Genomic DNA, 26,128 nt, shown 5'->3' with positions numbered 1-26,128 from the left:
CGGAGTAGGTGGTGACTTTCCAGCCGTTTGGAGTGCCGCCGAGCGCGCTCCTCGTGCGTCGACACGATTCTTTCCGGCCGGTGCCTGCCGTGCACGCGGGGCCCTCTAGCTTCCGAGCACCTTCACCTGGCACTGCCTCCCATGCCCGCACTCTTCCGGCCAGTCTTGGCCCTCCTCACCCTCCTCCTGGTCGCCCCGGCCGCGCTTGCGGACGCCCCGACGCCGGTCCCGGTCGACGTCGCCGACGGCGCCATCGTGTGGTCGCCGGATGCGGCCTTCACCTCGGCGACGCTCGCCGTCCGCGGCCCGAACGGCCTCGAGTACCGGCGCGCCTTCACGCCCGGCCAGGCCATCGCCTTCGCCCCGGTCGCGCTCGACGCGGCCGACGGCATCTACATCTACCACCTCTCCGTGATGACCGAGACGGTCTCCGCCGAGGGCGAGGCCGCCGCCTCCGGGCAGACCCAGAGCGGCGGGTTCGAGGTCCGCGGCGGGGTCGCCGTCGAGACCGAGATGATGGACTTCGTCATCGCCGACGACCTCATCGTCGACGGCAGCGCCTGCATCGGCTTCGACTGCGTCAACGGTGAGGTCTTCGGGTTCGAAACGATCCGGCTCAAGGAGAACAACCTCCGCATCCGGGCCGTCGACACCTCGAGCACGGCGAGCTTCCCGACACGCGACTGGGAGATCCAGTTCAACGAGACCACGAACGGCGGGCAGGAGAAGTTCTCGATCTTCGACGTTGACGCCAGCCGGACCCCGTTCACGATTGAGGGGAACGCTCCCAACCATTCGCTCTACGTCGACGACGGCGGGCGCATCGGGTTCGGGACCCAAACCCCCGTCGTCGAGAACCACATCGTGGACGGCGACACGCCGACCGTGCGCTTCGAGCAGGACGGGTCGAGCGGCTTCTCGGCCCATACGTGGGACGTGGCCGGCAACGAGACCAACTTCTTCATCCGCGACGTCACCAGCGGGAGCGCCCTCCCGTTCCGGATCCAGCCCGGCACACCTACGAGTGCGCTTCGTATGTACAACAATAGAATTCAATTTGAATCGGTTCCGGTAATCATGTTTGATCCAATGACTTCCCGGGACCGTCTGAGCATCGGATACGACGACGACGACGACGGCCAGGCGACCAACACCATCTTCGAGGTGAACGGCGACCCCGACGGCGACGGCATCTTCGACAAGATCGCCCGGTTCCGCGCCGAGACTCGCTACGACGAACAGGCCGAGTACCGCAAGGACGTCTTCATGCGGGGCAACTACGACACCAACCCGGGCGGCGCCATCACCCAAGTGATCCGGGTCCGCAACCTCGATACGGCTACGGACCTCATGGTCCTCGACAACAACGGCAACCTGACCATCAGCGGCACCTACAGCCCACCGTCGGACGCCAACGTCAAGGAGAACGTGCTCCCGGTGGACCCGGAGGCCGTGCTCGACGGCGTCCTCTCGATGCCGATCTCGACGTGGGAGTACATCGCCGACTCGAACGACGCGCTCCACATGGGCCCGATGGCCCAGGACTTCGCTCGGGCCTTCGGCCTCGGCTTTAACGACACGACAATTGCGACGATCGACGCCGACGGCGTGGCGCTCGGCGCCATCCAGGGGTTGAACGCCCGCGTCGAGGCCGACCGCGCCCGCATCGCCGCGCTCGAGGCCGAGAACGAGGCGCTCCGCGCCCGGCTCGACCGGATCGAGGCGCTCCTCGCCCAGGACTAGACCCCGATCCCATGACCCGATTCTTCCAACCCGCGCTCGTCGTCGTGCTCGCCGTCGCGTTCGCGGCGGCGCCCGACGCCCAGCGCCGCCCCGTTGACGCCGACCCCGGCGGTCAGTCGGCGCCCCCGGTCACGAATGCCGGGCCGGACGTCGACGACCGAGACCCCGGCTACGCGCCGCCCTTCCGACCACGGCCGCCCGGACCGGCGATCGATGACCGTGACGACCCGGCCTCCACGATCGCGCTCGCCGAGCATCGGTCGTTCCACGAGGCCCGCACGGAAACAAACGGCCGCACGGTCGACTCGGCCCGGCAAGCGTCGCTGCGCGTCGTGGCTCCCTACGATGGCCCGCTGATCGATGGCCGGACCGCTGAGAGCGCGGCGCTCGCTGAGGCCCGCATGCTCACGGCGGCCCCGTACGACGGACCGCTCGACAATGGCCGACCGGCCGGCGTGCGCCCCGGCCCGGTGGTCGAAGACGTCGCTCCCGACGTGCTCACGCCCGAGGTCGCCGCGTCCCGCGCGGCCGAGTCCTTCGGGCTCTCCGTCGTGACGCCGAACCCGGCCAGCGACCGGGCGGCCGTGACCGTCGTCAGCGACGCGCTCGCCGAGGCGACCGTGACCCTGTACGACGTGCAGGGCCGCGAGGTGGCTCGGGCGTTCGACGGGGTCGTCCAGCCGTCGTCGCCCGCTCGCGTGGACCTCGACCTCGCCGGGCTCGCGCCGGGCACCTACGTCGTCGTCCTGCGCATCGGGGACGCCCGCCAGAGCCAGACCGTGCAGGTCGTCCGCTAGCGCTCGGTCCACCGTGCGATCCGAGAGCCCGGGCCGGTGACGGCTCGGGCTCTCGTGCGTTCGGGCGGAGCCCGGCGCGGGGCGGGGCGTTGACGGGGCTCCCTCCCCGAGTCAGATGCGCCGCCTTGTTCTCCTGCCCCTCGTTGCCCTCTCCCTGTCCGCGTGCGCCGGTATCGGCGGGACGCTCGACGAAGCCGCCGAACTCATCGCTGAAGGAGGGGAGCGCGTCCTCCGCACTCCGATGCGCCCGGCGGGTGCAGCCGACCGCGTTCTCGTGATCGCGCTCGACGGGGTCGGCGAGGACCGACTCGCCGCGGCCCTCGCGTCCGGAGCGATGCCCACGCTGAGCGCGCTCCTCGGGGCCGACCTCGGCGACGGGCTCCGCGAGCACGGCTACGTCGCGTCCCGCGTCCCTGCCGTCTTCCCCTCCGAAACGGCCGCGGGCTGGGCCGCTGTGTTCACCGGCGCCGCGCCCGCGGTCACCGGTGTGACCGGCAACGAGTGGTACGACCGGGACTCGCTGGCGACCTTCGCGCCGGTCCCGCTGTCGGTCGGCAGCATCGAGCAGACGCTGTCGATCTGGTCGGACAGCCTGATGAGCCAGGTGATCCAGGCCCCAACGCTGTTCGAACGGGCCGACGTCCGCGCGCACGTCTCGGTCGGGTTCGTGTACCGCGGCGCCGACCTGCTCACCCCGCCCGACCTCAACGACTTTGGGGACCTGATCGAAGGCGCGCTCGGCGCCGTCCTGGGCGGCAAGGACGAGGCCTACGAAGAGATCGACGACGACACGGTCGAGGGCGTCGAGCGGGGGATCAAGGGCTACGGGCTGCCGGACCTCCAGATCGCCTACTTCCCCGGCGTCGACCTCGTCGCCCACGCGGGCGGGGAGGAGGCCCAACTCGCCTACATCGCCGAGGAACTCGACTCCGACATCGCCCGCCTCCTCGAGCTCTACCGTGAGCGCGGGGCGCTCGACACGACCACCATCCTGATCGTCTCGGACCACGGCCACGCCGACACGCTCGCCGACGACCGCCACAGCCTGGATGCGGGTGGGGACGACGAGCCGCCGGCCCTGCTGGACTCGCTCGGGTACCGGCTCCGCGACTTCACGGTGAGCGCCGACTCGTCGGATGCGAACGTCGTCATGATCTACGACGAGGCCGTTGCGATGCTGTACGTGGCGAACGGGACGGCGTGCGCCGAGGGGGCGCCGTGCGACTGGTCGCGAGCGCCGAGGCTCGACGCCGACGTGCTCCCGCTCGCGCGCGCCCTCCGGGACGCCTCCCTCGCGGACACCTCGGCCGTCGGCGGGCTGTCCGGGGCGCTCGACCTCGTGTTCGCCCGGGCCTCCGATCCGTCCGGCCAGACGTCCCCCCCGTACCGCGTGCTCGACGGCGATCGGCTCGTGTCCGTCGCCGACTACCTCCGGGCGACGCCGCGCCCGGACCTCGTCGATCTGGAGCGCCGGCTGGGGTGGCTCACCGACGGGCCGCTCGGCCACCGGGCCGGCGACGTCCTGCTGCTGGCGAAGGCGGGATCGGAACGGCCCATCGACGAGCGCTTCTACTTTGGCGCACCACGCCACTCCGCGCATGGCGGCGCGTCGCCGGGCGAGAGCCACATCACGCTGGCCGTCGCGCGGCCAGGGGGTGACGGCGCCTCTGTCCGCGAGGCCGTGCGTGCCGCCGTCGGCGACCGCCCGACCCAGCTCGACGTGACCCCGCTCATCCTGTCGTTGCTCGGCGTCGAGCGCTAGCGCTACCTTTCCAACCACACGTTCTCGACCCCATGACACGCTTTCTCGCCCTCGCCCTTGCCCTCACGTTCACGGCCTGCCAGTCGGCCGACGACCCCGCGTCCGCGCCCGATGTCGACGCTGGGGCGATCGACCGCGCCGTCGACACCGATGATGTGATCACGGAGGCCGCCGCGCCCTTCGACGTCAACACGGCGACCGAGGAGCAGATGCGCACCATCCCGGGCGTCGGCGACCGGATGGTCCACGAGTTCGAAGAGTACCGGCCCTACGCCAGCATCCGCGAGTTCCGCCAGGAGATCGGCAAGTACGTCGACGAGGAGCAGGTGGCCGCGTACGAGGAGTACCTGTTCGTCCCGGTCGACATGAACGAGAGCGACGCGGAGACCCTCGCCCAGCTCCCCGGCGTCTCGGCCGAGGCCGCCGAGCTGCTCATCGACGGGCGTCCGTACGCGACGATGGCCGACTTCCAGGCGGCCTACGAGGCCACGGCGAGCGCGCCCGACTGGGCCCGCGCCAGCGTCTTCGTGGCGCGGTGACCGACACCGAACGCGGGCTGCGGCGGTTCCTGCTGGCCGCCGCCGCGGTCACTTACGTCGGCGGCGCCGTCGAACTGGTGCTCGTCGAGCACTGGGGCGAGTGGCAGCAGTGGATCGCGTTCGTCCTGATCGTCGTCGGGCTCGCGGCCGTCGCCTGGGCGGCTCGAGCGCCGTCGCCGCGGTCGCTCGGGTCGCTCAAGGTGTTCGGACTCGTCGTCGGGATCGGCGCCATCGCGGGCGTGGCGCTCCACGGCTGGGGGAACGCGGCGTTCGCCCGCGAGATCGACCCCGGCCTGACCGCGCTGGGGACCGTCGCGGAGGCGGCGACCGGGGGCAACCCGCTGTTCGCGCCCGGCATGCTGGCGCTGGCGGCCGCCCTCGGCGTGGCGGCTGCCTGGCGACACCCCCTCGCGAGTTAGCTCGGCCGCGGGGGCGATCCGTCCGCCTACCCTCTGATCTGCGTTGGACCTATTGAGGGCCCGGGGCGGGCCGGCTCAGTTCATAACGGGGGTGGGGGGCTCGCCGTCCGAAACCACGATCGGGCCGCCCGGGGGCGGGGGCGCCGAGAGCTGCTTCTCGCGGTCCGAGACGGTGAACAGCTCGACGGGGTCCTCGGTCCCCTCCGGCTCCAGCAAAAGGTCCAGCGCTTCGTCGATCCGCTTGACGTAGTGGACGTCGAGCCCCTCGATGGCCTCGTCCTTGATCTCGTCGACGTCCTTCTTGTTTTTCTCGGGGAGCACGACGCACGCGATCCCCGCGCGCCGTGCCGCGAGCACCTTCTCCTTGATCCCGCCGACCGGCAGCACCTGCCCCCGGAGCGTGATCTCGCCCGTCATCGCCACGTCGTGGCGGACGCAGCGGCGCGTGTAAATGCTCGTCAGCGCGGCCGTCATCGCCACGCCCGCGCTCGGCCCGTCCTTGGGCACGGCGCCGGCCGGGACGTGGACGTGGAGGTCCCAGTACCGAAACGCGTCGTCGGGGATGCCGAGCGTGTCGGCGTTCGCGCGGACCCACGACTGGGCCGCCTGCGCGCTCTCGCGCATCACGTCGCCCAATTTGCCTGTCAGCGTCATCCGCCCGCTGCCCCGGCTCACCGACGCCTCGATAAACAGGATGTCGCCGCCGACCGGCGTCCACGCCAGCCCGGTCGCCACGCCCGGGACCTCGGTCCGCTCGGCGACGTCGTTGTAGTACTTGCGGCCGCCGAGGAAGCCCTCGATGTCGCCCACCTCGACGTCGCCGCGCTCGGCCTCATCCAGGGCGACCGTCTTGGCCACGCCGCGGATGACGGACCCGATGGTGCGCTCGAGCTGGCGCACGCCCGACTCGCGCGTGTACCCCTCGATCAGCAGCAGGAGGGCCTCGTCGGTGATCGAGAACTGGTCCTCGCGCAAGCCGTTGCGCTCGCACTGGCGGGGCACGAGGTACCGCTTAGCGATCGCCAGCTTCTCCGACGGCGTGTAGCCGTTGATTTCGATGACCTCCATGCGGTCACGGAGGGGCGCCGGGATCGAGTCGAGGTAGTTGGCCGTCGCGATAAAGAGGACTTTCGAGAGGTCGTAGTCGAGCTCGAGGTAGTGGTCGTTGAACGAGTCGTTCTGCTCCGGGTCGAGGACTTCGAGCAGGGCGCTCGCGGGGTCGCCCCGGAAGTCGGTGCCCAGCTTGTCGACCTCGTCGAGCATGAACACCGGGTTGCTCGTGCCCGATTTTTTCAAGCCCTGGATGATGCGGCCCGGGAGCGCACCGATGTAGGTCCGCCGGTGGCCCCGGATCTCGGCCTCGTCGCGGACGCCGCCCAGCGAGATGCGGTGGAACTCGCGCCCGAGCGACCGCGCGATGCTCTTGCCGAGCGACGTCTTGCCGACGCCGGGCGGGCCGTAGAAGAGCAGGATGGGCGCCTTCATGTCGCCCTTCAGCTTGAGGACGGCGAGGTACTCCAGGATCCGCTTTTTGACCTCCTCGAGCCCGTAGTGGTCCTCGTCGAGCACGTCCTCGGCGCGCGCGATGTCCAGCTTGTCGTCGGACGTGTGGCCCCACGGCAGGTCGAGGATCGTCTCGGCGTAGTTGCGGACGACGCCGTACTCGGGGCTGGCGGGGTTCGTGCGCGCCAGCTTCGTGAGCTCCTTGGTGAGCGTCTCGATGACGGCCTCCGGCAGCTCGTCTCGGCGCTCGTTTAGCTTGTCGCGCAGCTCGTCGGCGTCGCGCGAGGACCCCTCGGTCTCGCCCAGCTCGTCCTGGATCGCCTTGAGCTGCTGGCGCAGGAAAAACTCCCGCTGCTGCTGGTCGACGTCCGTCTTGACCTTCGAGCGGATCTCCTCCGAGATCTCCAGCACGCGCACCTCCTGATTCAAAAAGTCGAGGACGAGTTGGGAGCGGTCGAGGAGCGGGCGCGTCTCCAGCAACGACTGCTTTTTCTCGACGTCGATCTGCAGGTTCGAGGCGATAAAGTGGACGAGGAAACCGGGGCTCTCGATGTTCTGGATCGCGTACGCCGCCTCACTCGGCAGATTCGGCGACAGGTTGACGATCTGGACCGCCAGCTCCTTGATCGACCGGACGCGCGCGTCGAGCTCGACCTCGTCGTCGCTCTCGGGCGGGGACTCGGGGATGGCCTTGATGGTGGCCGTGAGGTATGGCTCGAGCTGGTCGTACTCCTCGACCTCGATCCGCCGCTTGCCCTGGATGACGATGCTCACCGAGCCGTCGGGCATCTTGATCAGTTTCAGGATGGTCGCGGCTGACCCGATGCGGTACAGGTCGTCCGGCCCGGGGTTCTCGACCTCGGCGCGCTTCTGGGCGACCACGCCGACCATCCGGTTGCCCGCGTACGCGTCCTTGACCAGCTTGAGGCTGGCGTCGCGCCCGACGGTGATGGGCAGCACGACGCCGGGGTAGAGCACCGTGTTGCGCAGTGTCAGGATGGGGAGCGAGTCCGGCAGCGAGGCCGAGTGCATCTCGCGCTCCTCGTCGGGCGTGAGCAGGGGGATCGACTGCTCGGGGTCGTCGGGGAGCAGGGAGAGCGGGCGCATTCGATCGGAGGGAGCGGGCAGGGTGGGACGCCAAAGGTCGCACCGCGATCCGGGGCGGTCTGCGGTCGCGGGGCATCGGCCGGTCGGCGCGCACCCGTAGACTCCCGTCCCGTTCCGGCTCCCCATGCGCGCACTCCGGCCCTCTGATCTCGTGACCCCTGCCCTGGGCGGCGCCGTGGTGGCGATGATCGTCGGCCTGGCCGTCGCGCGCGGGGCGGGCGCCGTGTCGGGCGCGCTCGTCGGGCTGGCGGTGTGGCTCGTCGTGCTGGGCGCCGCGCTGCGCAAGCCGCTCCGCCGCCTGGCCGTCGCTGGACGCCCGCTGCCCGCGTCGTCGAAGGCGTGGCTGGCGGAGAACGTCTCGGTCTACGCCGCCGCCGCCGTGCCGGACCGCCAGCGGTTCGAGCGCGACGTGGCGTTCGCGCTGGAGGGCCTCCAGTTCGAGGGCGCGGGGGGCGCCGAGGCGACCGACGCGCTCCGGCTCGCGGTCGCCGCTGGCGCCGCCGTCCTGCTCCACGGCCACCCCGACTGGGAGCTGCCGACCGAGCGGACGGTCCTGTTCGTGCCCGACACCTTCGACGAGGCGTACGGCGACGAGGAGGACGGCGTGTTCGACGGGATGGTCCACTCCCAGGGCCCGATCGTGCTGTCCACGCGGGCCGTCGAGCGCGGGTGGGCGCGCGACGACGGGAGCAACGTCGTGCTCCACGAACTCGCGCACGTGTTCGACTTCGAGGGCTGGGAGGCTGACGGCGTGCCCCACTTTTTAGACGCCCGCTCCGCCGACGCGTGGTCGGACCTCGTCCGCCGCGAGATGCGCCGGGCGCAGCGCGGCGACGGGATCCTGCGGTCGTACGCCGGGAGCGCGCCCGCCGAGCTGTTCGCCGTGGCGACCGAGCAGTTTTTCGAGCGGCCCGCCCGCTTGCGGAACCACCACGACGAGCTGTTCGAGGCGCTCGTCGCCTTCTACGGCTACACGCCGCCCGACGAGGGCGAGGTCGAGCACGGCGCCAGCTGGGCCGCGCGGCGCTGGCGCGGCTAGTGCGCGAGCGTGACGGTCCGGGTGAGGACGCCGTCGGGGGTCCGGAGGTGGAGGACGTAGATCCCCGGCGCGAACGCGGCCGTGTCGAGCGTGAGCGCCCGGCCGCTCGGTGAGAGGGGACCCTGGTACAGGTCGGCCACGCGCCGGCCGAGCACGTCGAGGAGGACGACCTCGGCCTCGGACGCTCCGGACGCGCTCGCTGTCACCGTCAGCCGGGAGCCGGCGGGGTTGGGCCCGACGGCAAGGTGGAGGCCGGCGTCCGGGTCCGCCTCCAGCGGGGTCACGAACGCGCCGGTCGCGATGAGAACCTCGTCGGCCCCGCCGTCCTCGCTGCTCCCGATGAACACGAGCGTGTCGAGGTCGTCGTCGACGTTGTTCGAGTAGAGGAGGGTGGATGTGCCGGTCGGGGTGATCCCAGGCGACGTCCGCCCGAGGTCGTCGAGGATCGTGGCCTCGGTCGCCGAGATCTCCCCAAGCTCACCCGGCTCGTACCGCACGATCACGACGCCGTCGGTGCACTCCGCGACCACGAAGATGCCCTCGGTGCGCGAGACGCTGCCCGGGCCCTTGCTCACGGCCTCGACGGCCGAGACGACGTCCACGAGCCCGCCCGCCGCACACGAGGCGGGCAAAACCGAGCCGTCGGCGACCGTGCCGACGTAGGGGTTCGCGAACACACCGATCCCGGGCGATCCGGTCGGGTCGGTGAGTGCGACGACGACGTCTTGCAGCGGAGGCGTCCCGTCGCCGTCCGAGATCGCGAGTAGGGCGAACAGGCCGGGCTGCGGCGCGTTCTCGGTCGCCGTCGCGGTGAGGCCACGGAGGCTAAGGTCGGCGTCGGCCGCGAGCAGGGTTGCCGTCTGTCCCTCGCCGCGCGCGTCGAATCGGTAAAACCCGTCCGCCAGTGGCAAGGCCCCGCCAGCAGGCGGGTTGTTCCGGTCGGACCGGACGGCCACGTAGAGCTGCCCCTCGACCGGCGCCAGTCCGACGATCCCGTCGCCCGCGCCGGTCGCCGGGTCGGTGATGAGTTCGTAGTCCACGCCTGTCTCCGTAAACGGAAGCGCCAGCACAAAGTCCTGGTCCGCGGCAGTCAGGGCGACGTAAAGCACCTCGCCGTTCTCGTCGAACGCCGCCGCCTGGCAGTCCTCCACGTCGACCCCCGTCTCGGCGTCGAGCGTCGCGGCATCGACGAACTCGAAGGTGACCGGCGTGCCGGAGTCGGTCCGCGCGAGGTACAGGGTCTGCGTCCCCCGGTCGAACCAGAAGAGGACGGGCCCGTCGATGTTGCTGGCGGTCGCCGCGCACGCGATCTCCGGATCGAGCGCGCCGCCCGCCGTGAGGTCGATCGGTGACGACTGAAAGGTCTGGGCTGCCGCAAAGGGGGCGGCGAGGACGAGTGTGAGGGCCAGGGCTCGCATTCGTGTGGCTGGAGGATGGAGCGGAAGGTTAGATCCGCCGACCAGTCTCATTCGTCCCGTCATTCCTGCCCCAATGCCCGCACGGCCGCGTCGAGCGCGTCGAGCTGGAACGGCTTCTTAACGACCGCCGCCACATCTGCGCCGTCGGCCTCGGCGTCGGTGTCGCCGGTCAAGAGCAAAACCGGCAAGCCGGGGTGCCGGTGGCGGATCGCCGCGGCCAGCTCGCGGCCGCTCATGTCGGGCATCGACAGGTCCGTCACGACGGCGTCGAGGTCGGCGTCGGCCGCCAGCTCCTTCAGCGCCGAGGGGCCGCCGTCGGCCTCGCGGACCGTGTGGCCCCGCAGACGGAGCAGCTTGGCCGTGACGGTCCGCACCATCGGCTCGTCGTCGACGACGAGGAGCCGGAGCCCGGCGCCCGTCGCTTGCGGCGCGGCCTCGGGGGCGGCCTCCGGCGCGGGCTCGTGGGCGGTAAAGGGGAAGACGAGCCGGAAGAGCGTCCCGCGCCCGGGCGCGCTCTCGACCTCGATCCGCCCGTTGTGCTCCTGGACGATGCCCTGGCTCATCGTCAGCCCCATGCCCGTCCCGCCCGAGCCCTTCGTCGTGAACAGGGGCTCGAAGATGCGCCGCCGCACGCTGTCCGGCATCCCGACGCCCGTGTCGCCGACGGACACGACGGCCGTGCCGTCGGCGCGCTCGGTCGCGAGCGTCAGCGTCCCGCCGGCCGGCATGGCCTGGACGGCGTTAAGGACGAGGTTCACCAGCACCTCGCGGAGCTCGGTCGGCGCGCCGGGAATCGTGGGGACGGGGCGGAGGTCGGTCTCCACCTCGATCGCGATGCCCCGGCGGCGCGGCTCGTTGTGCCAGTACGGCCGGGTCAGCGTCAGGACCTCCTCGGCGATCTCGTGGAGCGCGACGGGCTCGGCGCGCTCCTGCTTCTCGTTGCGGATGTACTGCTGGATCTTGCGCACGAGCGCCGCGCCGTCGTTCGCGGCGCGCTCCAGCGAGACGAGGTGGTCGCGCGAGCCGGCGTCGGCGCCGAGGCGCGCGAGGTCGGAACGGAGGAGTTCGGCGTGGCCCAGGACGGACGTCAGCAGGTTGTTGAAGTCGTGGGCGATGCCCATCGCCATTCGGCCCAGCATCTCCATCCGCCGCCGCCGCGTCTGCTCGGCGGCCCACGACGCGGGCTCGCGGAGCACCTCGCCCAAGACGGAGATCGGGTAGTGGCCCGAGTCGAGATGCGGGAGGCGGATGGGGTGGAAGTGGAGGAGCACCGGCGTCGGCCCGTCGTCGCCGTCGAGCAAAAAGACCTGGTGTGTGACGGTCGAGCCCCGCGCGGCGTCGACGGCGTACTCCTGCGCGAAGCGGGCGTCCTCGACGGGCAGCTTGCCCCAGACGCCGTCGTCGCCGAAGACCTCGCGCCAGGCCTCGTTGCAGTCGAGCCGCTCGCCCGAGGGCGACACGAGCGCCGTCAGGATCTCGGGCGTGGCGAGGGGGAGGGGGGACGGGACGGCCATGCGTGAAGCTAGCGTGAGACAGGGAGCGAAGAGGGGCCACAGGCCGGGCCAAATTCCGCCGATCTCGGCGGGCCCGGGCTGGCGCCCGCTCCCACCCGAAGGCACCTTGCCGCTCCCGCCATTCGCCCCCCGCAGTGACCCTCGACGCCTACCGCGCCCTCTTCGACGCCCCGGCCGCCGGCGTCTACCTCGACCACGCCGCCATCGGCGTTCTCGGCCAGCATGTCGCGGATGCCGTATCCGGCTACGTCGCCAAGCGGGCGGGCCAGACCCCAGGGCTGGCGCCGAACGACTACCCGGCCGACCTGGAGCGCGCGGACCGCGCCCGCGAACGCGGCGGGGCGCTGGTGAACGCGACGCGGGAGCAGGTGTGCATCGTGCCCAACACGTCGGCCGGGCTCAACCTGGTGGTCCAGGGGCTCGACTGGCGCCCGGGCGACCGCGTCGCCGTGCCGAGCTGCGAGTTCCCCGCCAACCGGCTCCCGTGGCTCGGGCTGGCGCACCGCGGCGTCGAGGTCGACGCGATCGACCATCGCGAGGGCACGTTCATGCCCGACGACGTGGCCGCCGCGATCCGGCCCGAGACGCGCGTCGTCGCCGTCTCGGCCGTACAGTTCCTGTCCGGCTTCCGCTGCGACCTCGCCGCCATCGCCGAGGTCTGCCGCCAGCACGACGTTCTGTTCGTCGTCGACGCCATTCAGGCCGCCGGCGCAGTCCGCGTCGACGCCGGGCTGGCGGACCTCGTCACGTTCGGCGGCCACAAGTGGCTCGGCTCGCTGCAGGGCGCTGGGCTGGCCGTCGTGTCCGACCGCTTGCGCGACCGGCTCGTCCCGGCGCGCGGCTGGCTCAACGGGCCCGTGGACTGGGACGACTTCGAGGCCGTCTCGCTCGACCTCCACCCGGACGCCAGCCGGTTCCACCTCGGCACGTTTCCGACCGCCGCGCTCTACGCCCTCGACGCCGCGCTCGGCGCGATGCTGGCGCTCGGGCTGGACGAACTGGAGCGCGCCGTACTCGCCAACGCCGCCCGACTCGCCAGCGGCCTCGACGCGCTCGGCTTCCGCCGCTACGGCCCGCTCGGCACACCGGCCTCCGGGATCGTGACCGTGCACGCGGACGATCCAGTGCCACTCCACGCCCATCTCGCCGCGTCCGGCATCTTCGCCTCGCTCCGCGACCGCAAGCTCCGGTTCGCCGTCCACGCCCAGACGCGCCCCGAGGCCATCGACCGCGCCCTCGACACCGTCGCCGCCTTCACCCCCCAGATTGCATGAGTACCGAACCCGACAAGATCGAGGTCGTGCTCACGCTCGACGTCCCGCCTGGCCAGTCGCCCATCCGGGTCGACCTCTACCTCACCGAGAAAACGGCGAACGCGACGCGCTCGAAGGTGCAGCGCGCCATCAAGGAGGGCCGCGTCGACCTCAATGGCAAGACGATCACCAAGGTCTCGACGCAGCTCCAGCCCGGCGACACCGTCGTGTGCCGCGTGATGCGCCCGCCGCCGATCGAGATCGAGCCCGAGGACATCCCGCTCGACGTGGTCTACGAGGACGACACGCTGCTCGTCGTCGTCAAGCCCGCCGGGATGGTGGTCCACCCCGCGTACGGCCACCGCTCGGGGACGCTCATCAACGCGCTTTTGCAACACGTCGGCGCGGGGCCGCTCGCGGGCGACGAGATCGAGGACGCGGACGACGACGACATCGGGCTGGCGGTCGCCGCGGCCGGGCCGCGCTACGAGGGCGATCCGACGGTCCGGCCAGGCTTGGTGCACCGCCTTGACAAGGACACGACGGGCCTGATGGTGGTCGCCAAAACGGACGTGGCGGCCGCGCACCTCGGCGACCAGTTCGCGAATCGCACGATTTCGCGCCAATACCTCGCGCTCGTGTGGGGCGACGTCGAGGAGGCGGGCCGCGTCGAGGGGTGGCTCGGCCGGAGCCCCCGCGACCGCAAAAAGATCTCGGTCCGGCCGGAGGGCGAGGGAAAGTGGGCGGCGACGACGTACGAGCCCGTCGAGCGGTTCGGGTTCACGTCCCTCGTCCGGTTCCAGCTGGAGACGGGCCGGACCCACCAGATCCGCGTGCACGCGAAGTCGGTCGGCCACCCGGTCTTCGGCGACACCACGTACGGCGGCGACAGCATCGTCTACGGCTCGGCCGAGGGCTCGCGCAAGGCGTTCATGCGCAACCTGTTCAACGCCCTCGGCCCCCGCCAGGCCCTGCACGCGGCGACGTTGGGCTTCGTGCACCCGACGACGGGGGAGCACCTGTCGTTCGAGGCGCCCCTGCCCGACGACATGCAGCACGTGGTCGACCGACTGCGCCGCGTCGAGGGCGCGGGGCAGGCCTAGCCCGCCGACGAGGGAACGCCGGGGCCGTCGGTCCGCACGGCTACCTTCGGCTCTGTCCCGTCGCTCGTCTCCCGGTGCCCGCCCTGCTCGCCCAGCTCCTCCGCTCCGACCGCGTCGGCGTCGGCGTCCCGGCCTCCTCGAAGGCCGAGGCGCTCGACGCCGTGTTGGCGCTCGTCACCTGCCAGCCCGGCGTCGCCGATCCGGACCGGCTGGCGGCCGATGTGGCGGCCCGCGAGGCGTTGCTGTCGACCGGCGTCGGCGGCGGGCTCGCGTTGCCCCACGCGCGGACGACGGCGGTCACCGAGACCGTGATGGCGGTGTGCACCCTGGCCGAGCCCGTGGCCTGGGACGCCATCGACGGCGAGCCCGTTCGCCTGATCGTGCTGTTCGCCGGGCCGGAAGCGGCCCGCACGGGCCACGTGCGGCTGATGGCGCACGTCTCGCGCGTGCTCAGCCGGGCCCACGTGCGACGCGAGATGGCGGACGCGGACACGGCCGAGGCGCTGCTGGCAGTGCTGCTGGCCGCCGAGTAGGGGATTTCGCAGAGTGCACGCCCTGAGGGCGCAGGGCCGTGGGCACCTTTCGGCCTCCTCTCGCACCGGCACGATGGCCTTCCAGACGATCCGCGGCACCTTCGACGTCCTCCCCGACGCCCACGACACCGGCGGGAGCACCGTGCCCGCCAGCGCCGCGTGGCGCCACGTTGAGGGCGTCGTGCGCGGGGTGATGCACCGGTTCGCGTTCGAGGAGATCCGCACGCCGATCCTGGAGCCGCTCGACCTCGTCGCGCGCGGCGTCGGGGCGACGACCGACATCGTCAGCAAGGAGATGTTCACCGTAGAGCGGACGAAGGAGACGTACGTGCTCCGACCCGAGGTCACGGCGCCGGTGATGCGGGCGTACCTCCAGCATCACCTCGAGCAGCGCGGCGGCGCGCAGCGGTTGTTTTACATCGGGCCGTGCTTCCGCGCCGAGCGCCCGCAGAAGGGGCGCTTTCGGCAGTTCCACCAGTTCGGGACCGAGCTCATCGGCTCCGACGACGCCCGCGCCGACGCCGAGACCATCGCCAACCTGCGCGCGGTCTACGACGCCTTCGGGATCGCCGACACGCGGCTCCGCCTCAACACGTTGGGCGACCCCGCCGACCGCCCGGCCTTTCGCGACGCGCTCCGCCAGTACTTCGAGCCGCACGCCGCCGACCTCTCGGAGACCAGCCGCCAGCGGCTCGACACCAACCCGCTCCGCATCTTGGACACCAAGGACGAGCGCGAGCAGGCCCTGCTCGCGGACGCGCCGCGTCTGACCGACTTCGTCGGCGCCGAGGCGGGCGACCACTACGCGCGCGTCAAGGCGCTGCTCGACGGGCTCGGCGTGCCCTACATCGAGGACCCGCTGCTCGTGCGCGGGCTGGACTACTACACGCGGACCGTCTTCGAGCTGGAGCACGGGGCGCTGGGCGCCCAGGGCGCGCTCGCGGCGGGCGGCCGGTACGACGGGTTGGCGGAAGACGTCGGCTCCAAAAAGCGCGTCCCGGCGGTCGGGTACGCGGCCGGCATCGAGCGGCTGTTTATCGCCCTCGAGGCGCAGAGCTACGCGCTGCCCGAGGAGACGGCGCCCGACGTGTTCGTGGTCGCGCTTGGCGAGGCGGCCGAGGCGGCCACGTTCGGCATCGCGCAAACCTTGCGCAAGGCGGGGCTGGCGGTCGACTTCGCGCTCGGCGGGCGCTCGATGAAGGCCCAGATGAAGGCCGCCGACCGCTCCGGCGCCGCGCAAGCGGTCGTCGTCGGCGAGGACGAGTTGGCCGAGGGCGTGGCCCAGCTCCGCGATCTCGTGGCCGGCGAGCAGCGGCCCGTCCCGATCGCCGAGCTGGCTGCCGTGCTGGTGCGCGAGCGCCAGGCGTAGCCCGTTACCTTCCGGCTCACCCACCGACGCGCATGTACCCCCGCATCAGCGACATCACCCGCGACCTGTTCGGGTTCGAGTTCCCGATCCCGATGTACTCGTTCGGGCTGATGGTCGCGATCGCGATCCTGGTCGCCACGGCCATGACGCGGATCGAGGTCGACCGCCGGTACGCGCTGGGGTGGATGGCGTCGGTCAAGGCCAAGGTGAAGGATGCCAAGGGGCGCGAGCGCGTCGCCAGCACGAGCCCCTCGGCGCTGCTGTGGAACATGGCGCTGATGGCCGGCTGCTTCGGCGTCCTCGGCGCCAAGCTGTTCCACATCCTCGACTACTGGGACGAGTTCACCGCCGACCCCGTCGGGATGTTCTTCTCGGGCTCCGGGCTGACGGTCTACGGCGGCATCCTGCTGGGCAGCGTCGCGATTCTGTGGTACGCCAAGCGCAAGGGCGTCCACCGGGCCCACCTCGCCGACGCGACCGCGCCCGGCCTCATGCTGGCGTACGGGATCGGCCGGATTGGGTGCTACCTCTCCGGCGACGGCGACTGGGGCGTGTGCTCGTCGCTGGCCAACAAGCCGGGCTGGATCCCGGGCTTCCTGTGGAGCGAGACGTTCCCGAACAACTTTATGGGCGGCGTCGACCCCGTGGTCTTCAACGCGACGCAGCGCGGCGCGGAGTGCCTCTTAGAGAACCCGACAGGCGTGTATCCGACCATGCTCTACGAGTTCGCGATGGCGGGCGTGCTCGCGGCGATCCTGTGGGCGCTGCGCAAGAACCCGTTCCAGGCCGGGTGGCTGATCTCGCTCTACGGCGTGTTCGCGGGCCTCCAGCGCTTCACCATCGAGTTTATCCGCGTCAACCCGGAGGCGGCCTTTGGCCTGCCGCAGTCGCAGCTCATCTCGCTCGGCTTCATCGCCGCCGGCCTGGTTGGGCTCGCGCTCACATCGAAGCGCCGCGACGACACCCGTGAGTCGGCGCCCGCCGTCGAGGCCGCGTGATCCCGGACCCGCTCGCCTTGGTCCGCGACGGCTATGCCGCGCTCGACGCCTGGGACGCCGGGTTCGGCGCGTTCGAGCCGCACCCGTCGCAGGCCGTCGACGCCGACCGGCTGGCAGGCGCGGTCGACGAATATCTGTTCCGGATGACGGCGCCGCCCCGAGGTGAGACGCCCGGGATGTATCCGTTCGGTCACCCGCGCTACGCCGGGCAGATGCTCAAGCCGCCGCACCCCATCGCGCTCGCGGCGTACGCGATCGCCGCGCGCATCAACCCCAACAACCACGCGCTCGACGGGGGGCCGCCGACGAGCGCGATGGAGAAAGAGGTGATCGCCGACCTCGGCGCGATGTTCGGGTTCGAGACCCCGCTCGGCCACCTCACCGGCGGCGGGACGGTCGCCAACCTCGAAGCGCTCTTCATTGCTCGCGAGGAGACGGGGGGGAAGGGGATCGCGGTTAGCGCCGAGGGCCACTACACGCACGCCCGGATGGCGCACGTCTTGGGCGTCGACTGCGCGACGGTCGCCAGCGACGGCGCGGGGCGGATCGACCTCGACGCGCTCAACGACACACTCCTCCGGGGCGACATCGGGACCGTCGTGCTCACGGCGACGACGACCGGGCTGGGCTCCGTCGACCCGATCGCCGAGGCCATCCCGCTGTGCCGCGCGCACGGCGCGCGCGTCCACATCGACGCCGCGTACGGCGGCTTTTTCCGCCTGCTCGCGGACGGCGCGGCGCCGCGCGACTTTCCCGCCCGCCACTTCCGCGCCATCGCCGACGCCGACTCGGTCGTCGTCGACCCGCACAAGCACGGGCTCCAGCCGTATGGCTGCGGCGCCGTCCTGTTTTCGGACCCCGCCGTCGGCCGCCACTACCGGCACGACTCGCCCTACACCTACTTCACGTCCGACAAGCTGCACCTCGGCGAGATCAGCCTCGAGTGCTCGCGCCCTGGCGCCGCCGCCGGCGCGCTGTGGCTGACACTCAAGGCGCTCCCGCTCGCGGCCGACGACGGGCTCGGTCTGATCCTCGCGGCCGGCCTGCGCGCGGCGCGGTCGTTCCACGGGCTGCTCGGGGAGTCCGCGCACCTGGCGCCCGTGCTGGCGCCCGAGACCGACATCGTCGTCTACGCGCCCGACTCGGTGTCCGTCTCCGAGATCGACCGCCGCAGCGCCGCCGCCTTCCAGCGCGGGATGGACGACCCCGACGACCCCGTGTTCGTGAGCCTGTACCGCCTGTCCGCCGACCGGCTGGCGACCGCCTTCCCCGGCCTCAACCGCGACGCCGAGGCCGCGCGGGTGCTCCGGAGCGTGCTGATGAAACCGGAGCACGAGGCCTGGGCGCCTCGGCTGGTGAATCGCCTCGACGAGTTGGCGGGATAGGGGAGGGGCGGATGGTGGAAAGTTCCGGCCATCCTCGCGCGGCGAACGCCCGGCGTCCCTCTGTCCGCTTGCATCTTCCCGTTCCCTTTCCTCGTTCCCCATTCCTCCGATGGCCCGCCGAGAATCCCGCACCGACGTCCTCGCCGGCCGCCACCCCGTCCGCGAGGCGCTGGACCGCGCCGACGGGCGGATCGAAAAGGTGTACCTCCAGAAGGGCGTCCACGGGAGTGCGATCGACGCGATCCGCCGCGCCTCCAAGGCCGCGGGCGTCCCGGCCCAGATGGTGCCGCGCCAGAAGATCGACGCGCTCGCGCCCCAGGTCGAGCACCAGGGCGTGGTCGCCGTCGTCGCCCCGGTCGCGTACCGTGACCTCGACGACATGCTGGCGGGCGTCGCGCCGACGCTCGACGACGTGCGGGCGTGGAAGCCGGTGCTCGTCGTGCTCGACGAGATCGAGGACCCGCGCAACTTCGGGGCGATCTTGCGGAGCGCCGTCGCGGCCGGCGCGGCGGGCGCGATCGTGCCGGAGCGCCACATGGCCCCGCTGTCGGCCGTCGCTGTCAAGGCGAGCGCCGGCACGGCGCTTCAGCTCCCGATCGCGCGGACGGGCAACCTCACCGACGCGATCCAGAACCTCAAGGAGCGCGGCTACTGGGTGATCGGGCTGGCCGACGACCCCGGCTCGGCCGAGGCCACGACCGTCTGGGACTACGACTGGGACCGCCCGGTCGCGATCGTGATCGGCAACGAGGGCAGCGGCCTGCGGACGGGCGTCCGCCAGGCCTGCGACGTGCTGGCGTCGATCCCGATGCGGGGGCCGGTTGACTCGCTCAACGCGTCCGTGGCGGCCGGCATCGCCCTGTTCGCGGCGGTCCGGACGCGGGAGGACTAGACGCTCGCGAGCCGCTCGCACAAAAAAAGGCGGGGCGGCCCGGGGCCACCCCGCCTTCCCTCTGTCGGGCCGGCCGAGCCGGGCCCGTTTCTCACCCAACCCATGGGGAGACTCGTCGGGCCGCGCGGGAGGAGGCGCGGCCGGGGCGCCTAGGAGCGGCGCCGAAGCCCGTAGACGATCTTGCGGATCGTGTCGAACTGGAGGTAGGGGTGCTGCTCGCGCAGCTCCTCGATGGCCTCGTAGGCGGGTACGTCCTCGCCGCGCATGGAGCGGAACTGCTGCCGGATCTTGTAGTCGCGGACGCCCTTCTCGTTGAGCAGGTTGTGCTGGGCGAGCACCTGATAGATCTCGTCCGGGACGAGGTCGCCGAGGGGGTTTCGGTCGAGCGTGATCTCCATATCGGGTAGGGGCGGCGGGTCTGTTGATAGCACGGTACCCCCGCATGCTGTGTCAATCCCATCCCACCCTTGCGAACGGTCTCAGTCCGTACGTGAATGGTTAGAGCCCGGCGCCCGACGGTGCCCGCACGTCCGCCACCACGACCGACCACGCCGACACGTCGAGCCAGCGGCGCCCGCCCCGGGCGCGCAGGCGGCCGACCACCAGCACCCGGTCTTCGACCTCGAGTCCGTGCCCGTCGTCGAACCGGAGCGGGAACGCGTCGCCGGCCACGGAGAGCCAAACCGTCTCGTCGGCGTCGATCTCAGTCACATGCCCGTCGAGCGAGGCCTCGACGCGGCGACCCCGAATCGAGACGGTGTCCAGCAGAGTGGCCGTGGCATCTCCGACCATCACACGGGCGTCGGGGGCCGCAAGTGGGCCGGACTCGCGCGCGAGCAACACGATGGCGAGCGCGAGCCCGGCGAGCCCGATTGCGCCCGCCGCGAGGTGGCGTCCGGTCACGCCGCCTCCCGGGCGGCGCCCGTCAGGGCACCAAGGGACGTGCCCTGGACGGCTAGCGCGACGACGCCGAGCACGCAGTAGAACACGACGCCCGAGGCGTGGACGAGCAGGGCGTACGTCGCTGCCGGTGTCACGGCGACGGCGAACAGCAGCGTGAGCGCCTGGACCGTCGCGTAGTGGAACGAGCCGGTCCCGCCCGGCGACGGCAGCGCCATCCCGATCCCGCCGATCGCCATCACCGCCCACGCGTCGACGAAGCCCAGCCCGTACGCCTCGTCGAGCCCGAGCAGGCGCATCGGGAGGTCGGACATCGCGCCGTAGCAGACCCACAGGAGCACGGTCGACAGCAGGACCGCGCCGGGCCTGCGGGTGCGGAGCACGGACGCGAAGCCGTCGCGGAACTGCGCGAGCAGGTCGGCCAGCGTCCCACGGCCCCGCCGGAGTAGCCAGACGGCGCCGAGCCCGATCGCGACGAGCGTCAGCCCACCCAGCACGACGGCCCAGACCGGCAGCGCCGACGCCGAGGCCACCAGCCCCTCACCGGCGATCGCGAGCAGCCCGCCCACGCGGTCGCCGAAGATCAGCGCGACCGACAGCAGCACGAGCGCCAGGGCCACGACGTCGAGCACACGCTCGGCGACGACCGTCCCGACGACGGCCGAGAACGGGGCCTCCGCCCGGCGCGACACGTTCGCCGCCCGCGCCAGCTCGCCGAGACGCGGTGCGGCGTAGTTGACGAGGTACCCGATGGCGACGGACGCGGTCGTGATCTGGAGCGAGACGGGGCGGTCGCGGTCGGGGAGCGCGTCGATGAGCAGCCCCCAGCGCCACGCCCGGACCACGATCGACAGCAGGCTCACGAGCACGAACGGGAGGAACCAGACCCACTCGCCTTGCGCCAGCGCCTGTGCGACGGCTCCCAGGTCCGCGTCGCGGAGCGCGAGCCACAGCAGCCCTCCGCCCAGGCCGAGGCTGACGGCGAGAGAGAGGAGTCGCTTGGCGGTGTCGGACATCGGGGACAAAAAAGGGCGCGGAGCCCGGGAGGGGCCCCGCGCCCAACGACACGGCTGCGGCGCGGTTCGGGCGCGCTCGGCAGAGACTTAGCGGAGGTCGACGACTTCCGTCCCGCGCGGGGCGGCGAAGCGGAACGTCGACGCCGCCAGCGGCGCGTTCCGGCGCACCTCGCGCAGGTCAAACGCCAGCGTGCCGCCGTTGACGTCGTGGACGCGGACGCGCGTCGGGACGGCGTCGGAGGAGCGGACGTACAGCGTCGCGTCGCGGACCGACGAGCCGGCCTGGCGCGGGCGCAGCGTCAGCACGTCGTGGGCCACGCCGCCGATGCGGGCCTTGGTGGCCGCCGTCGCGCGGAACACGCTGAGGTAGTCGGTAAACAGCTGGCCGACGTTGAAGCCGACGCGCGCGGGGTCGTAGTCCTGCACGACGACCTGGGCGTCGTCGCGCGAGTACGACCACAGCGTGCCGCCGTCGGTCACGAGCACCTGGCTGCCCAAGTCGAGCCGGAACGCCTGGTCGCGGACGGACAGGGTGCCCTCGAGGCGCTGGCCGCCGGCGGTCTGGACAAAGCGGGCCTGGAGCGACTCGAGCGCGCCGTAGCGGGTCTGGAGCTGGCGGGCGACGGCCTCGGGCGACTGGGCCTGGGCGACGGGGACGGCCAGCACGAGGGCCAGCAGGGCGAGGGTGCGAGAGAGGAGCAAGGTCATGGTGGGATTGGGTCCAGTGAACGGGGGACGGGTGCGCTTCGTTCAACAGGCGTGCCGCCGGTCGCGGCGCCACGGTCTCGCCACACATTCGCCACAGATGCCGCTCGTCATCGTCTCCGGAGGCCAGTCGGGCGTCGACCGCGCCGCCCTCGACGCGGCGCTGGCGTCCGGTTTTGAGGTCGCCGGGTGGTGTCCGGCAGGACGGTGGGCCGAGGACGGGCCCATCGACGCGCGGTACCCGTTGCGCGAGACGGCATCGGCCGACCCCGCCGAGCGGACCCGCCGCAACGTCGCCGTGTCGGACGCACTGCTCGTGCTCGCGCCGGGGCCAGTGACGGGCGGGACAGCGCTAGCGGTCGCCGAAGCCCAGCGGCTCGGGCGCCCTGTGTTCGTGTCCGACCCGTCGAGCGACCCAGCGGCGGCGCTGGCGTGGCTCGCGCGAGAGTCGATCCAGCGGCTCAATGTGGCCGGGCCTCGCGAGAGCGAGGCGCCCGGCGTCTACGGCGATGCGCTCGCCTGGCTGGGGGCTGCGCTCGTTACGACCCGCTCGACGGCGAGACTGTCAGAACCACCTCGATCTGGCTCGCGACCGCCTGGCCGTCGCGGATCTCCGGGGTAAAGCGCGCGGCGCGGACCATGTCGAGCAGCATCTGCTCGCGGGCGGCCTCGCCTTCCGCGCGGAGCTGGCGGCCCTCCTGCAAATGCATGGGCACCTCCTCTTCCGCGATGATCACTTGCTGGGTGCGGATCCGCCCCCCCTCGCTCTCCACGGCTCGGATCGAGGCGTCCGTCACATGCCCCTCGGCGTCGATGTCCGCAAACAGGGTGAACGTGTACTCCGTCTCGGAGCCTTGAAGCCGTGGCGGCCAGGCGGACGGCTCGAACACGCGCTCCCACCCGCCGACGGGCGAGGCGGGCTGATCGGCCCACTCCGGTTCGGTCTCAGGGAGCACGAATCGGATCGGCAGGCTCATCCGCGTCGCGACCGGCTCGTCGCCCACGAGCCCAGCCGTGAACGGGAGGGTGGCGACGGCTGCCAGCGCGGCTTCTCCCAGTGCGGCATGAGGCGCTCGTGCGACGACGGCGTCGCGGACCGACCCGTCGGGGTCCACGACGAACGTGAGCACGACGGTGCCCTCCGCTTCGGAGGCGAGGGCCGCCTCGGGGTAGACGAGCGCGTCGGCGATGGCCGCCATCCCGCCGACCGGTGCGGGGGCGGTCTCCGCGAGTACGTACACCCCGTCGTCGCCCAGCACCTGCGCGCTGAGGGCGGGAGCGGCCAGAAGAAGAACGAGGACGAAGCGCATAATCAGCGACCGGGGATGTAGAGTTCGAAGGTGTAGAGGGCGCGCCCGGCGACCACATCGCCGTCGCGGACCTCGGGCACGAACCGCTGGGGGATCACGGTCCGCAAGATGGCCTGCTCCATCGCGCGCTGCACCGACGACACCGTCGGGCGCGAGTCGACGTTGCGGAGCTGGCCGGCCGGGTTGCGCCGGGGGCGGGCGATGACGTCGAGACGGCCCTCGTCGCGCGTGACGTCAGAGGCGACGATCTCGGCGTTCGCCACGTGGCCCTGCTCGTCCACGTCAACGGCGATCGTGAACACGCCCTCGACGCCGCTGCCGGCCGCCTCGTCGGGCCAGTCGATGGTACGGAAGAGCCGCTCCCACCCGCCGATCGGGACGGCCGGCGACGACCCGAGCCCGGCGTCCAGTTCGACCCCCTCCGGCCCGGCGTCCGCCACAGGCTCCGGGAGGACGAACCGGAGCGGCAGGCTCACCCGTGTCGGGACCGCCGCGTCGGCGACGAGGCCGGGGGTATAGCCGACGCTCGCGAGCGCCGCCAGGGCCGCGTCCCCCAGGGCTGGGTGGGGGGCGCGCGCGACGGTCACGTCCGCAAGCGACCCGTCGGGCTGGACGACGAACATCAGCACGACCGTGCCCTCGGCTTCGGCGTCGATCGCGGCGTCCGGGTAGACGATCGCGTCGGCGATGGCGGCCATCCCGCCGACCGGCGCCGGGGGCGTCTCTGCGAGCACGTAAATGCCGTCGTCGCCGAGCACGCCTTGGGCGCTCGCGGGAGTGAGGGCCGCGAGCAGAACAAGCGAGAGTAGGGGGAGACGCATGGCAGTCGTGGCTGGACGTGCCAACGAATCTACGCACAGGGCCATGCCGTGCACATGCGTTTACTCGTCCACATGGCGCTCGCCCCTGCGGCGGACGCCCCGGCCCATGCGTCCTTCGTACAAGTCCTCCCCATCGCGCAGCCGCCGGTACGCCGTCCACAGCACGAGCCCCACGAGCGCCGCGCCCCCCAGCGTCACGATGAGCACCGGCCCCCAGTAGGAGTGGTCGAAGGCGCCCTCCACCCAGCGCGGCTTTTTCAGCCGGACGTCGGGGTTCGCGAATGCGGCCCACACGAGGTAGCCCCCGGCGGCGACCAGGAACGCCACGACGGCGCCGATCGCGAGCCGGACGAGGCGGAGGCCCAGGCGTGCGTGGCTCACAGCGACCCCTCGGCGACGGGGCGGACGGCGACGCCGCGCGCGGCGAGGTGCGCCTTGGCGGCGGCGACCGTGACCTCGCGGAAGTGGAACATCGAGGCCGCCAGCACGGCATCCGCCCGGCCCTCGGTCAGCCCGTCGGCCAAGTGGTCGAGCGTGCCCGCGCCGCCGGACGCGATGACCGGGACGGCGACGGCGTCGTCGAGCGCGCGCAACAAGTCGAGGTCGTAGCCCTCGCGCGTGCCGTCGCGGTCCATGCTCGTCACCAACAGCTCGCCGGCCCCGCGGCGGACGCCCTCGACAGCCCACGCGACGGCGTCATGGCGCGTGGCCTTGCGACCGCCGTGCGTAAAGACCTGCCACCCACTCTTCGTGATGCCCGTCTGTTTGGCGTCGATCGCGAGCACGACGCACTGCGCCCCGAACGAGTCGGCGACGCGCGTCAACAGGTCGGGGTCCGCGAGCGCGGCCGAGTTGATGGCCACCTTGTCGGCGCCCGCCTCGAGCAACTGGCGGGCGTCTTCGACGGAGCGGACGCCGCCGCCGACGGTGAGCGGGATGAAGACCTCGTCGGCGGCCCGGCGGATGGTGTCGAGCAGCAGCCCGCGGCCCTCGTGCGTGGCCGAGATATCGAGGAAGACGATCTCGTCGGCGCCCGAGGTGTCGTAGAAGCTCGCCTGTTCGACGGGGTCGCCCGCGTCGACGAGGTCGACGAACTGGACGCCCTTCACAACGCGGCCGTCGTGCAAGTCGAGACAGGGGACGATGCGTTTGGCCAGCATGGGGTGGGCGTCGGGGAGCCGGGGCCGGAGCCCTGTCGTTCACTCGCCGCGAAGTGCGAGGCGGGCCGTCGAAAAGCGGTCGAGGTCGACCTCGTCCTTGCGGTGCCAGCACCAGAACTGCTGGCACGGGAAGCGATTCTCGTAGAGCGACCGGCCGACGACGACCGAGTCGACCGCCGGCTCGGCGGCCTGGAGCGCCAGCAGGTCGGTGTACCCGCCGACGCCGCCCGACGCCGTGATGCGGGCGCGCGTGAGGTGCGCCGCCAGCTCGCGGTACGCCTCGATGTTGGGGCCCTCCAGCGTCCCGTCGCGCGCGATGTCGGTGTAGATAAAGCGACGCACGCCGCGTGCTTCCATGTCGAGCGCGAGGTCGGTGACACCGACGCCAGAGCCGGCCTCCCAGCCCTCGGTCCGGACCTCGCCGTCCTTGGCGTCGATCCCGACGATGATGTGGCTGGCGCCGAAGCGGGCGACGGCCTCCGTCACCAGTTCCGGGTTGCGGACGGCCGCCGTGCCCAGGATCACGCGGTACACCCCGAGGTCGAGCATCGCCGCGATGTCGTCGAGCGTGCGGATGCCGCCGCCGACCTGGACGGGCACGTCGAGGGCCGCAGCGATCTCGGCGATGACGGCCCGGTTGTCGGCCGCCTCCTCGGCCGTCGTGCGCGCGGCGTCGAGGTCGACGAGGTGGAGCACCTTGGCGTTCATCACGCGCCACAGCTTGGCCATGCGGACGGGGTCGTCGAAGTAGACGGTTTCGTCCTCGTAGCGCCCCTGTCGAAGCCGGACGCACCGGCCGCCTCGGAGGTCGATGGCGGGAATGACGAGCATGGGTCGGGGGG

26 protein-coding genes are annotated in these 26,128 nt (G+C 71.9%); 14 read left to right on the top strand and 12 right to left on the bottom strand.

The window, feature by feature from the left end:
- Positions 1-141: 141 nt before the first annotated feature.
- The 5 genes from ACLIRP_RS07400 (at position 142) to ACLIRP_RS07380 (ending at position 5,260) form a co-directional block, all read left to right on the top strand.
- A complete protein-coding gene (locus ACLIRP_RS07400; protein ID WP_412063329.1) occupies positions 142-1,743 on the top strand; it encodes a tail fiber domain-containing protein in 1,602 nt (533 codons plus the stop codon).
- An 11-nt stretch (positions 1,744-1,754) separates the two neighbouring features.
- A complete protein-coding gene (locus tag ACLIRP_RS07395) occupies positions 1,755-2,540 on the top strand; it encodes a T9SS type A sorting domain-containing protein (protein ID WP_412063328.1) in 786 nt (261 codons plus the stop codon).
- Positions 2,541-2,655: 115 nt separating this feature from the next.
- The gene (locus tag ACLIRP_RS07390) at positions 2,656-4,302 is read left to right on the top strand and encodes an alkaline phosphatase family protein (protein WP_412063327.1); all 1,647 of its coding nucleotides are present in this window, start codon (positions 2,656-2,658) and stop codon (positions 4,300-4,302) included.
- A 32-nt stretch (positions 4,303-4,334) separates the two neighbouring features.
- Positions 4,335-4,841: a hypothetical protein gene (locus ACLIRP_RS07385; RefSeq protein ID WP_412063326.1), complete on the top strand. Its 507-nt coding sequence runs from the start codon at positions 4,335-4,337 to the stop codon at positions 4,839-4,841.
- Positions 4,838-5,260 carry a hypothetical protein gene (locus tag ACLIRP_RS07380; protein WP_412063325.1) on the top strand — a complete coding sequence of 141 codons (423 nt, stop codon included), beginning with the start codon at positions 4,838-4,840 and terminating at the stop codon, positions 5,258-5,260. The genes ACLIRP_RS07385 and ACLIRP_RS07380 overlap by 4 nt, the downstream gene beginning before the upstream one ends.
- Before the next feature lie 75 nt (positions 5,261-5,335).
- Here ACLIRP_RS07380 and lon read toward each other — a convergent pair whose 3' ends face one another.
- Positions 5,336-7,870, bottom strand: a complete 2,535-nt coding sequence (gene lon / locus ACLIRP_RS07375; RefSeq protein ID WP_412063324.1) for an endopeptidase La — start codon at positions 7,868-7,870, stop codon at positions 5,336-5,338.
- A 151-nt stretch (positions 7,871-8,021) separates the two neighbouring features.
- Here lon and ACLIRP_RS07370 point away from each other — a divergent pair, with 151 nt between their 5' ends.
- Positions 8,022-8,909: a M90 family metallopeptidase gene (locus tag ACLIRP_RS07370; RefSeq protein ID WP_412063323.1), complete on the top strand. Its 888-nt coding sequence runs from the start codon at positions 8,022-8,024 to the stop codon at positions 8,907-8,909.
- Here the strand turns inward: ACLIRP_RS07370 and ACLIRP_RS07365 are convergent.
- Both ACLIRP_RS07365 and ACLIRP_RS07360 read right to left on the bottom strand, forming a co-directional pair.
- Positions 8,906-10,327 carry a T9SS type A sorting domain-containing protein gene (locus tag ACLIRP_RS07365; RefSeq protein ID WP_412063322.1) on the bottom strand — a complete coding sequence of 474 codons (1,422 nt, stop codon included), beginning with the start codon at positions 10,325-10,327 and terminating at the stop codon, positions 8,906-8,908. The two genes, ACLIRP_RS07370 and ACLIRP_RS07365, sit on opposite strands and share 4 nt — an antisense overlap.
- Positions 10,328-10,386: 59 nt before the next feature.
- Complete coding sequence (locus ACLIRP_RS07360; protein ID WP_412063321.1) at positions 10,387-11,841, bottom strand: ATP-binding protein; 1,455 nt, start codon at positions 11,839-11,841, stop codon at positions 10,387-10,389.
- Positions 11,842-11,975: 134 nt separating this feature from the next.
- Here ACLIRP_RS07360 and ACLIRP_RS07355 point away from each other — a divergent pair, with 134 nt between their 5' ends.
- The 7 genes from ACLIRP_RS07355 (at position 11,976) to rlmB (ending at position 19,374) form a co-directional block, all read left to right on the top strand.
- A complete protein-coding gene (locus ACLIRP_RS07355; protein ID WP_412063320.1) occupies positions 11,976-13,115 on the top strand; it encodes an aminotransferase class V-fold PLP-dependent enzyme in 1,140 nt (379 codons plus the stop codon).
- Positions 13,112-14,197 carry an RluA family pseudouridine synthase gene (locus ACLIRP_RS07350; protein WP_412063319.1) on the top strand — a complete coding sequence of 362 codons (1,086 nt, stop codon included), beginning with the start codon at positions 13,112-13,114 and terminating at the stop codon, positions 14,195-14,197. The genes ACLIRP_RS07355 and ACLIRP_RS07350 overlap by 4 nt, the downstream gene beginning before the upstream one ends.
- Positions 14,198-14,271: 74 nt before the next feature.
- The gene (locus ACLIRP_RS07345; protein ID WP_412063318.1) at positions 14,272-14,730 is read left to right on the top strand and encodes a PTS sugar transporter subunit IIA; all 459 of its coding nucleotides are present in this window, start codon (positions 14,272-14,274) and stop codon (positions 14,728-14,730) included.
- A gap of 73 nt (positions 14,731-14,803) precedes the next feature.
- The gene (gene hisS / locus ACLIRP_RS07340) at positions 14,804-16,099 is read left to right on the top strand and encodes a histidine--tRNA ligase (protein ID WP_412063317.1); all 1,296 of its coding nucleotides are present in this window, start codon (positions 14,804-14,806) and stop codon (positions 16,097-16,099) included.
- Between the two features lie 32 nt (positions 16,100-16,131).
- The gene (locus ACLIRP_RS07335) at positions 16,132-17,097 is read left to right on the top strand and encodes a prolipoprotein diacylglyceryl transferase (protein ID WP_412063316.1); all 966 of its coding nucleotides are present in this window, start codon (positions 16,132-16,134) and stop codon (positions 17,095-17,097) included.
- Positions 17,094-18,482 (top strand): pyridoxal phosphate-dependent decarboxylase family protein, encoded by a 1,389-nt coding sequence (locus ACLIRP_RS07330; protein ID WP_412063315.1) that lies wholly within the window; start codon positions 17,094-17,096, stop codon positions 18,480-18,482. Before ACLIRP_RS07335 ends, ACLIRP_RS07330 begins: the two co-directional genes overlap by 4 nt.
- 109 nt (positions 18,483-18,591) lie before the next feature.
- The gene (gene rlmB, locus ACLIRP_RS07325; RefSeq protein ID WP_412063314.1) at positions 18,592-19,374 is read left to right on the top strand and encodes a 23S rRNA (guanosine(2251)-2'-O)-methyltransferase RlmB; all 783 of its coding nucleotides are present in this window, start codon (positions 18,592-18,594) and stop codon (positions 19,372-19,374) included.
- Between the two features lie 149 nt (positions 19,375-19,523).
- Here the strand turns inward: rlmB and ACLIRP_RS07320 are convergent, their stop codons facing one another.
- The 4 genes from ACLIRP_RS07320 to ACLIRP_RS07305 form a co-directional block, all read right to left on the bottom strand.
- The gene (locus tag ACLIRP_RS07320; protein WP_412063313.1) at positions 19,524-19,772 is read right to left on the bottom strand and encodes a hypothetical protein; all 249 of its coding nucleotides are present in this window, start codon (positions 19,770-19,772) and stop codon (positions 19,524-19,526) included.
- Positions 19,773-19,872: 100 nt separating this feature from the next.
- On the bottom strand, positions 19,873-20,277 hold the full coding sequence (locus ACLIRP_RS07315) for a hypothetical protein (RefSeq protein ID WP_412063312.1): 405 nt from the start codon (positions 20,275-20,277) through the stop codon (positions 19,873-19,875).
- Positions 20,274-21,290, bottom strand: coding sequence for a lysylphosphatidylglycerol synthase transmembrane domain-containing protein (locus ACLIRP_RS07310; protein ID WP_412063311.1), 1,017 nt, complete (start codon positions 21,288-21,290; stop codon positions 20,274-20,276). The genes ACLIRP_RS07315 and ACLIRP_RS07310 overlap by 4 nt, the downstream gene beginning before the upstream one ends.
- Positions 21,291-21,377: 87 nt before the next feature.
- On the bottom strand, positions 21,378-21,998 hold the full coding sequence (locus ACLIRP_RS07305) for a LolA family protein (protein ID WP_412063310.1): 621 nt from the start codon (positions 21,996-21,998) through the stop codon (positions 21,378-21,380).
- Here ACLIRP_RS07305 and ACLIRP_RS07300 point away from each other — a divergent pair.
- The gene (locus ACLIRP_RS07300) at positions 21,997-22,617 is read left to right on the top strand and encodes a putative molybdenum carrier protein (protein ID WP_412063309.1); all 621 of its coding nucleotides are present in this window, start codon (positions 21,997-21,999) and stop codon (positions 22,615-22,617) included. The two genes, ACLIRP_RS07305 and ACLIRP_RS07300, sit on opposite strands and share 2 nt — an antisense overlap.
- Here the strand turns inward: ACLIRP_RS07300 and ACLIRP_RS07295 are convergent.
- From ACLIRP_RS07295 to hisA, 5 genes are read right to left on the bottom strand one after another with little or no spacing between them, the layout of a single operon-like run.
- Entirely contained in the window at positions 22,535-23,305 is a 771-nt protein-coding gene (locus ACLIRP_RS07295; RefSeq protein WP_412063308.1) for a TonB family protein, read from the bottom strand. The two genes, ACLIRP_RS07300 and ACLIRP_RS07295, sit on opposite strands and share 83 nt — an antisense overlap.
- 2 nt (positions 23,306-23,307) lie before the next feature.
- Positions 23,308-24,126 carry a TonB family protein gene (locus tag ACLIRP_RS07290; protein WP_412063307.1) on the bottom strand — a complete coding sequence of 273 codons (819 nt, stop codon included), beginning with the start codon at positions 24,124-24,126 and terminating at the stop codon, positions 23,308-23,310.
- Positions 24,127-24,186: 60 nt separating this feature from the next.
- Entirely contained in the window at positions 24,187-24,507 is a 321-nt protein-coding gene (locus ACLIRP_RS07285; RefSeq protein ID WP_412063306.1) for a hypothetical protein, read from the bottom strand.
- Positions 24,504-25,286, bottom strand: coding sequence for an imidazole glycerol phosphate synthase subunit HisF (gene hisF / locus ACLIRP_RS07280; protein WP_412063305.1), 783 nt, complete (start codon positions 25,284-25,286; stop codon positions 24,504-24,506). Before hisF ends, ACLIRP_RS07285 begins: the two co-directional genes overlap by 4 nt.
- 39 nt (positions 25,287-25,325) lie before the next feature.
- On the bottom strand, positions 25,326-26,117 hold the full coding sequence (gene hisA, locus ACLIRP_RS07275; RefSeq protein ID WP_412063304.1) for a 1-(5-phosphoribosyl)-5-[(5-phosphoribosylamino)methylideneamino]imidazole-4-carboxamide isomerase: 792 nt from the start codon (positions 26,115-26,117) through the stop codon (positions 25,326-25,328).
- Between the last annotated feature and the right edge of the window lie 11 nt (positions 26,118-26,128).

The sequence above is a fragment of the Rubrivirga halophila genome (genome assembly GCF_046845755.1).
GTDB lineage: Bacteria > Bacteroidota > Rhodothermia > Rhodothermales > Rubricoccaceae > Rubrivirga.
Note: the sequence above shows the minus strand (reverse complement) of the source record. Positions and strands in the feature narration are given on the sequence as shown.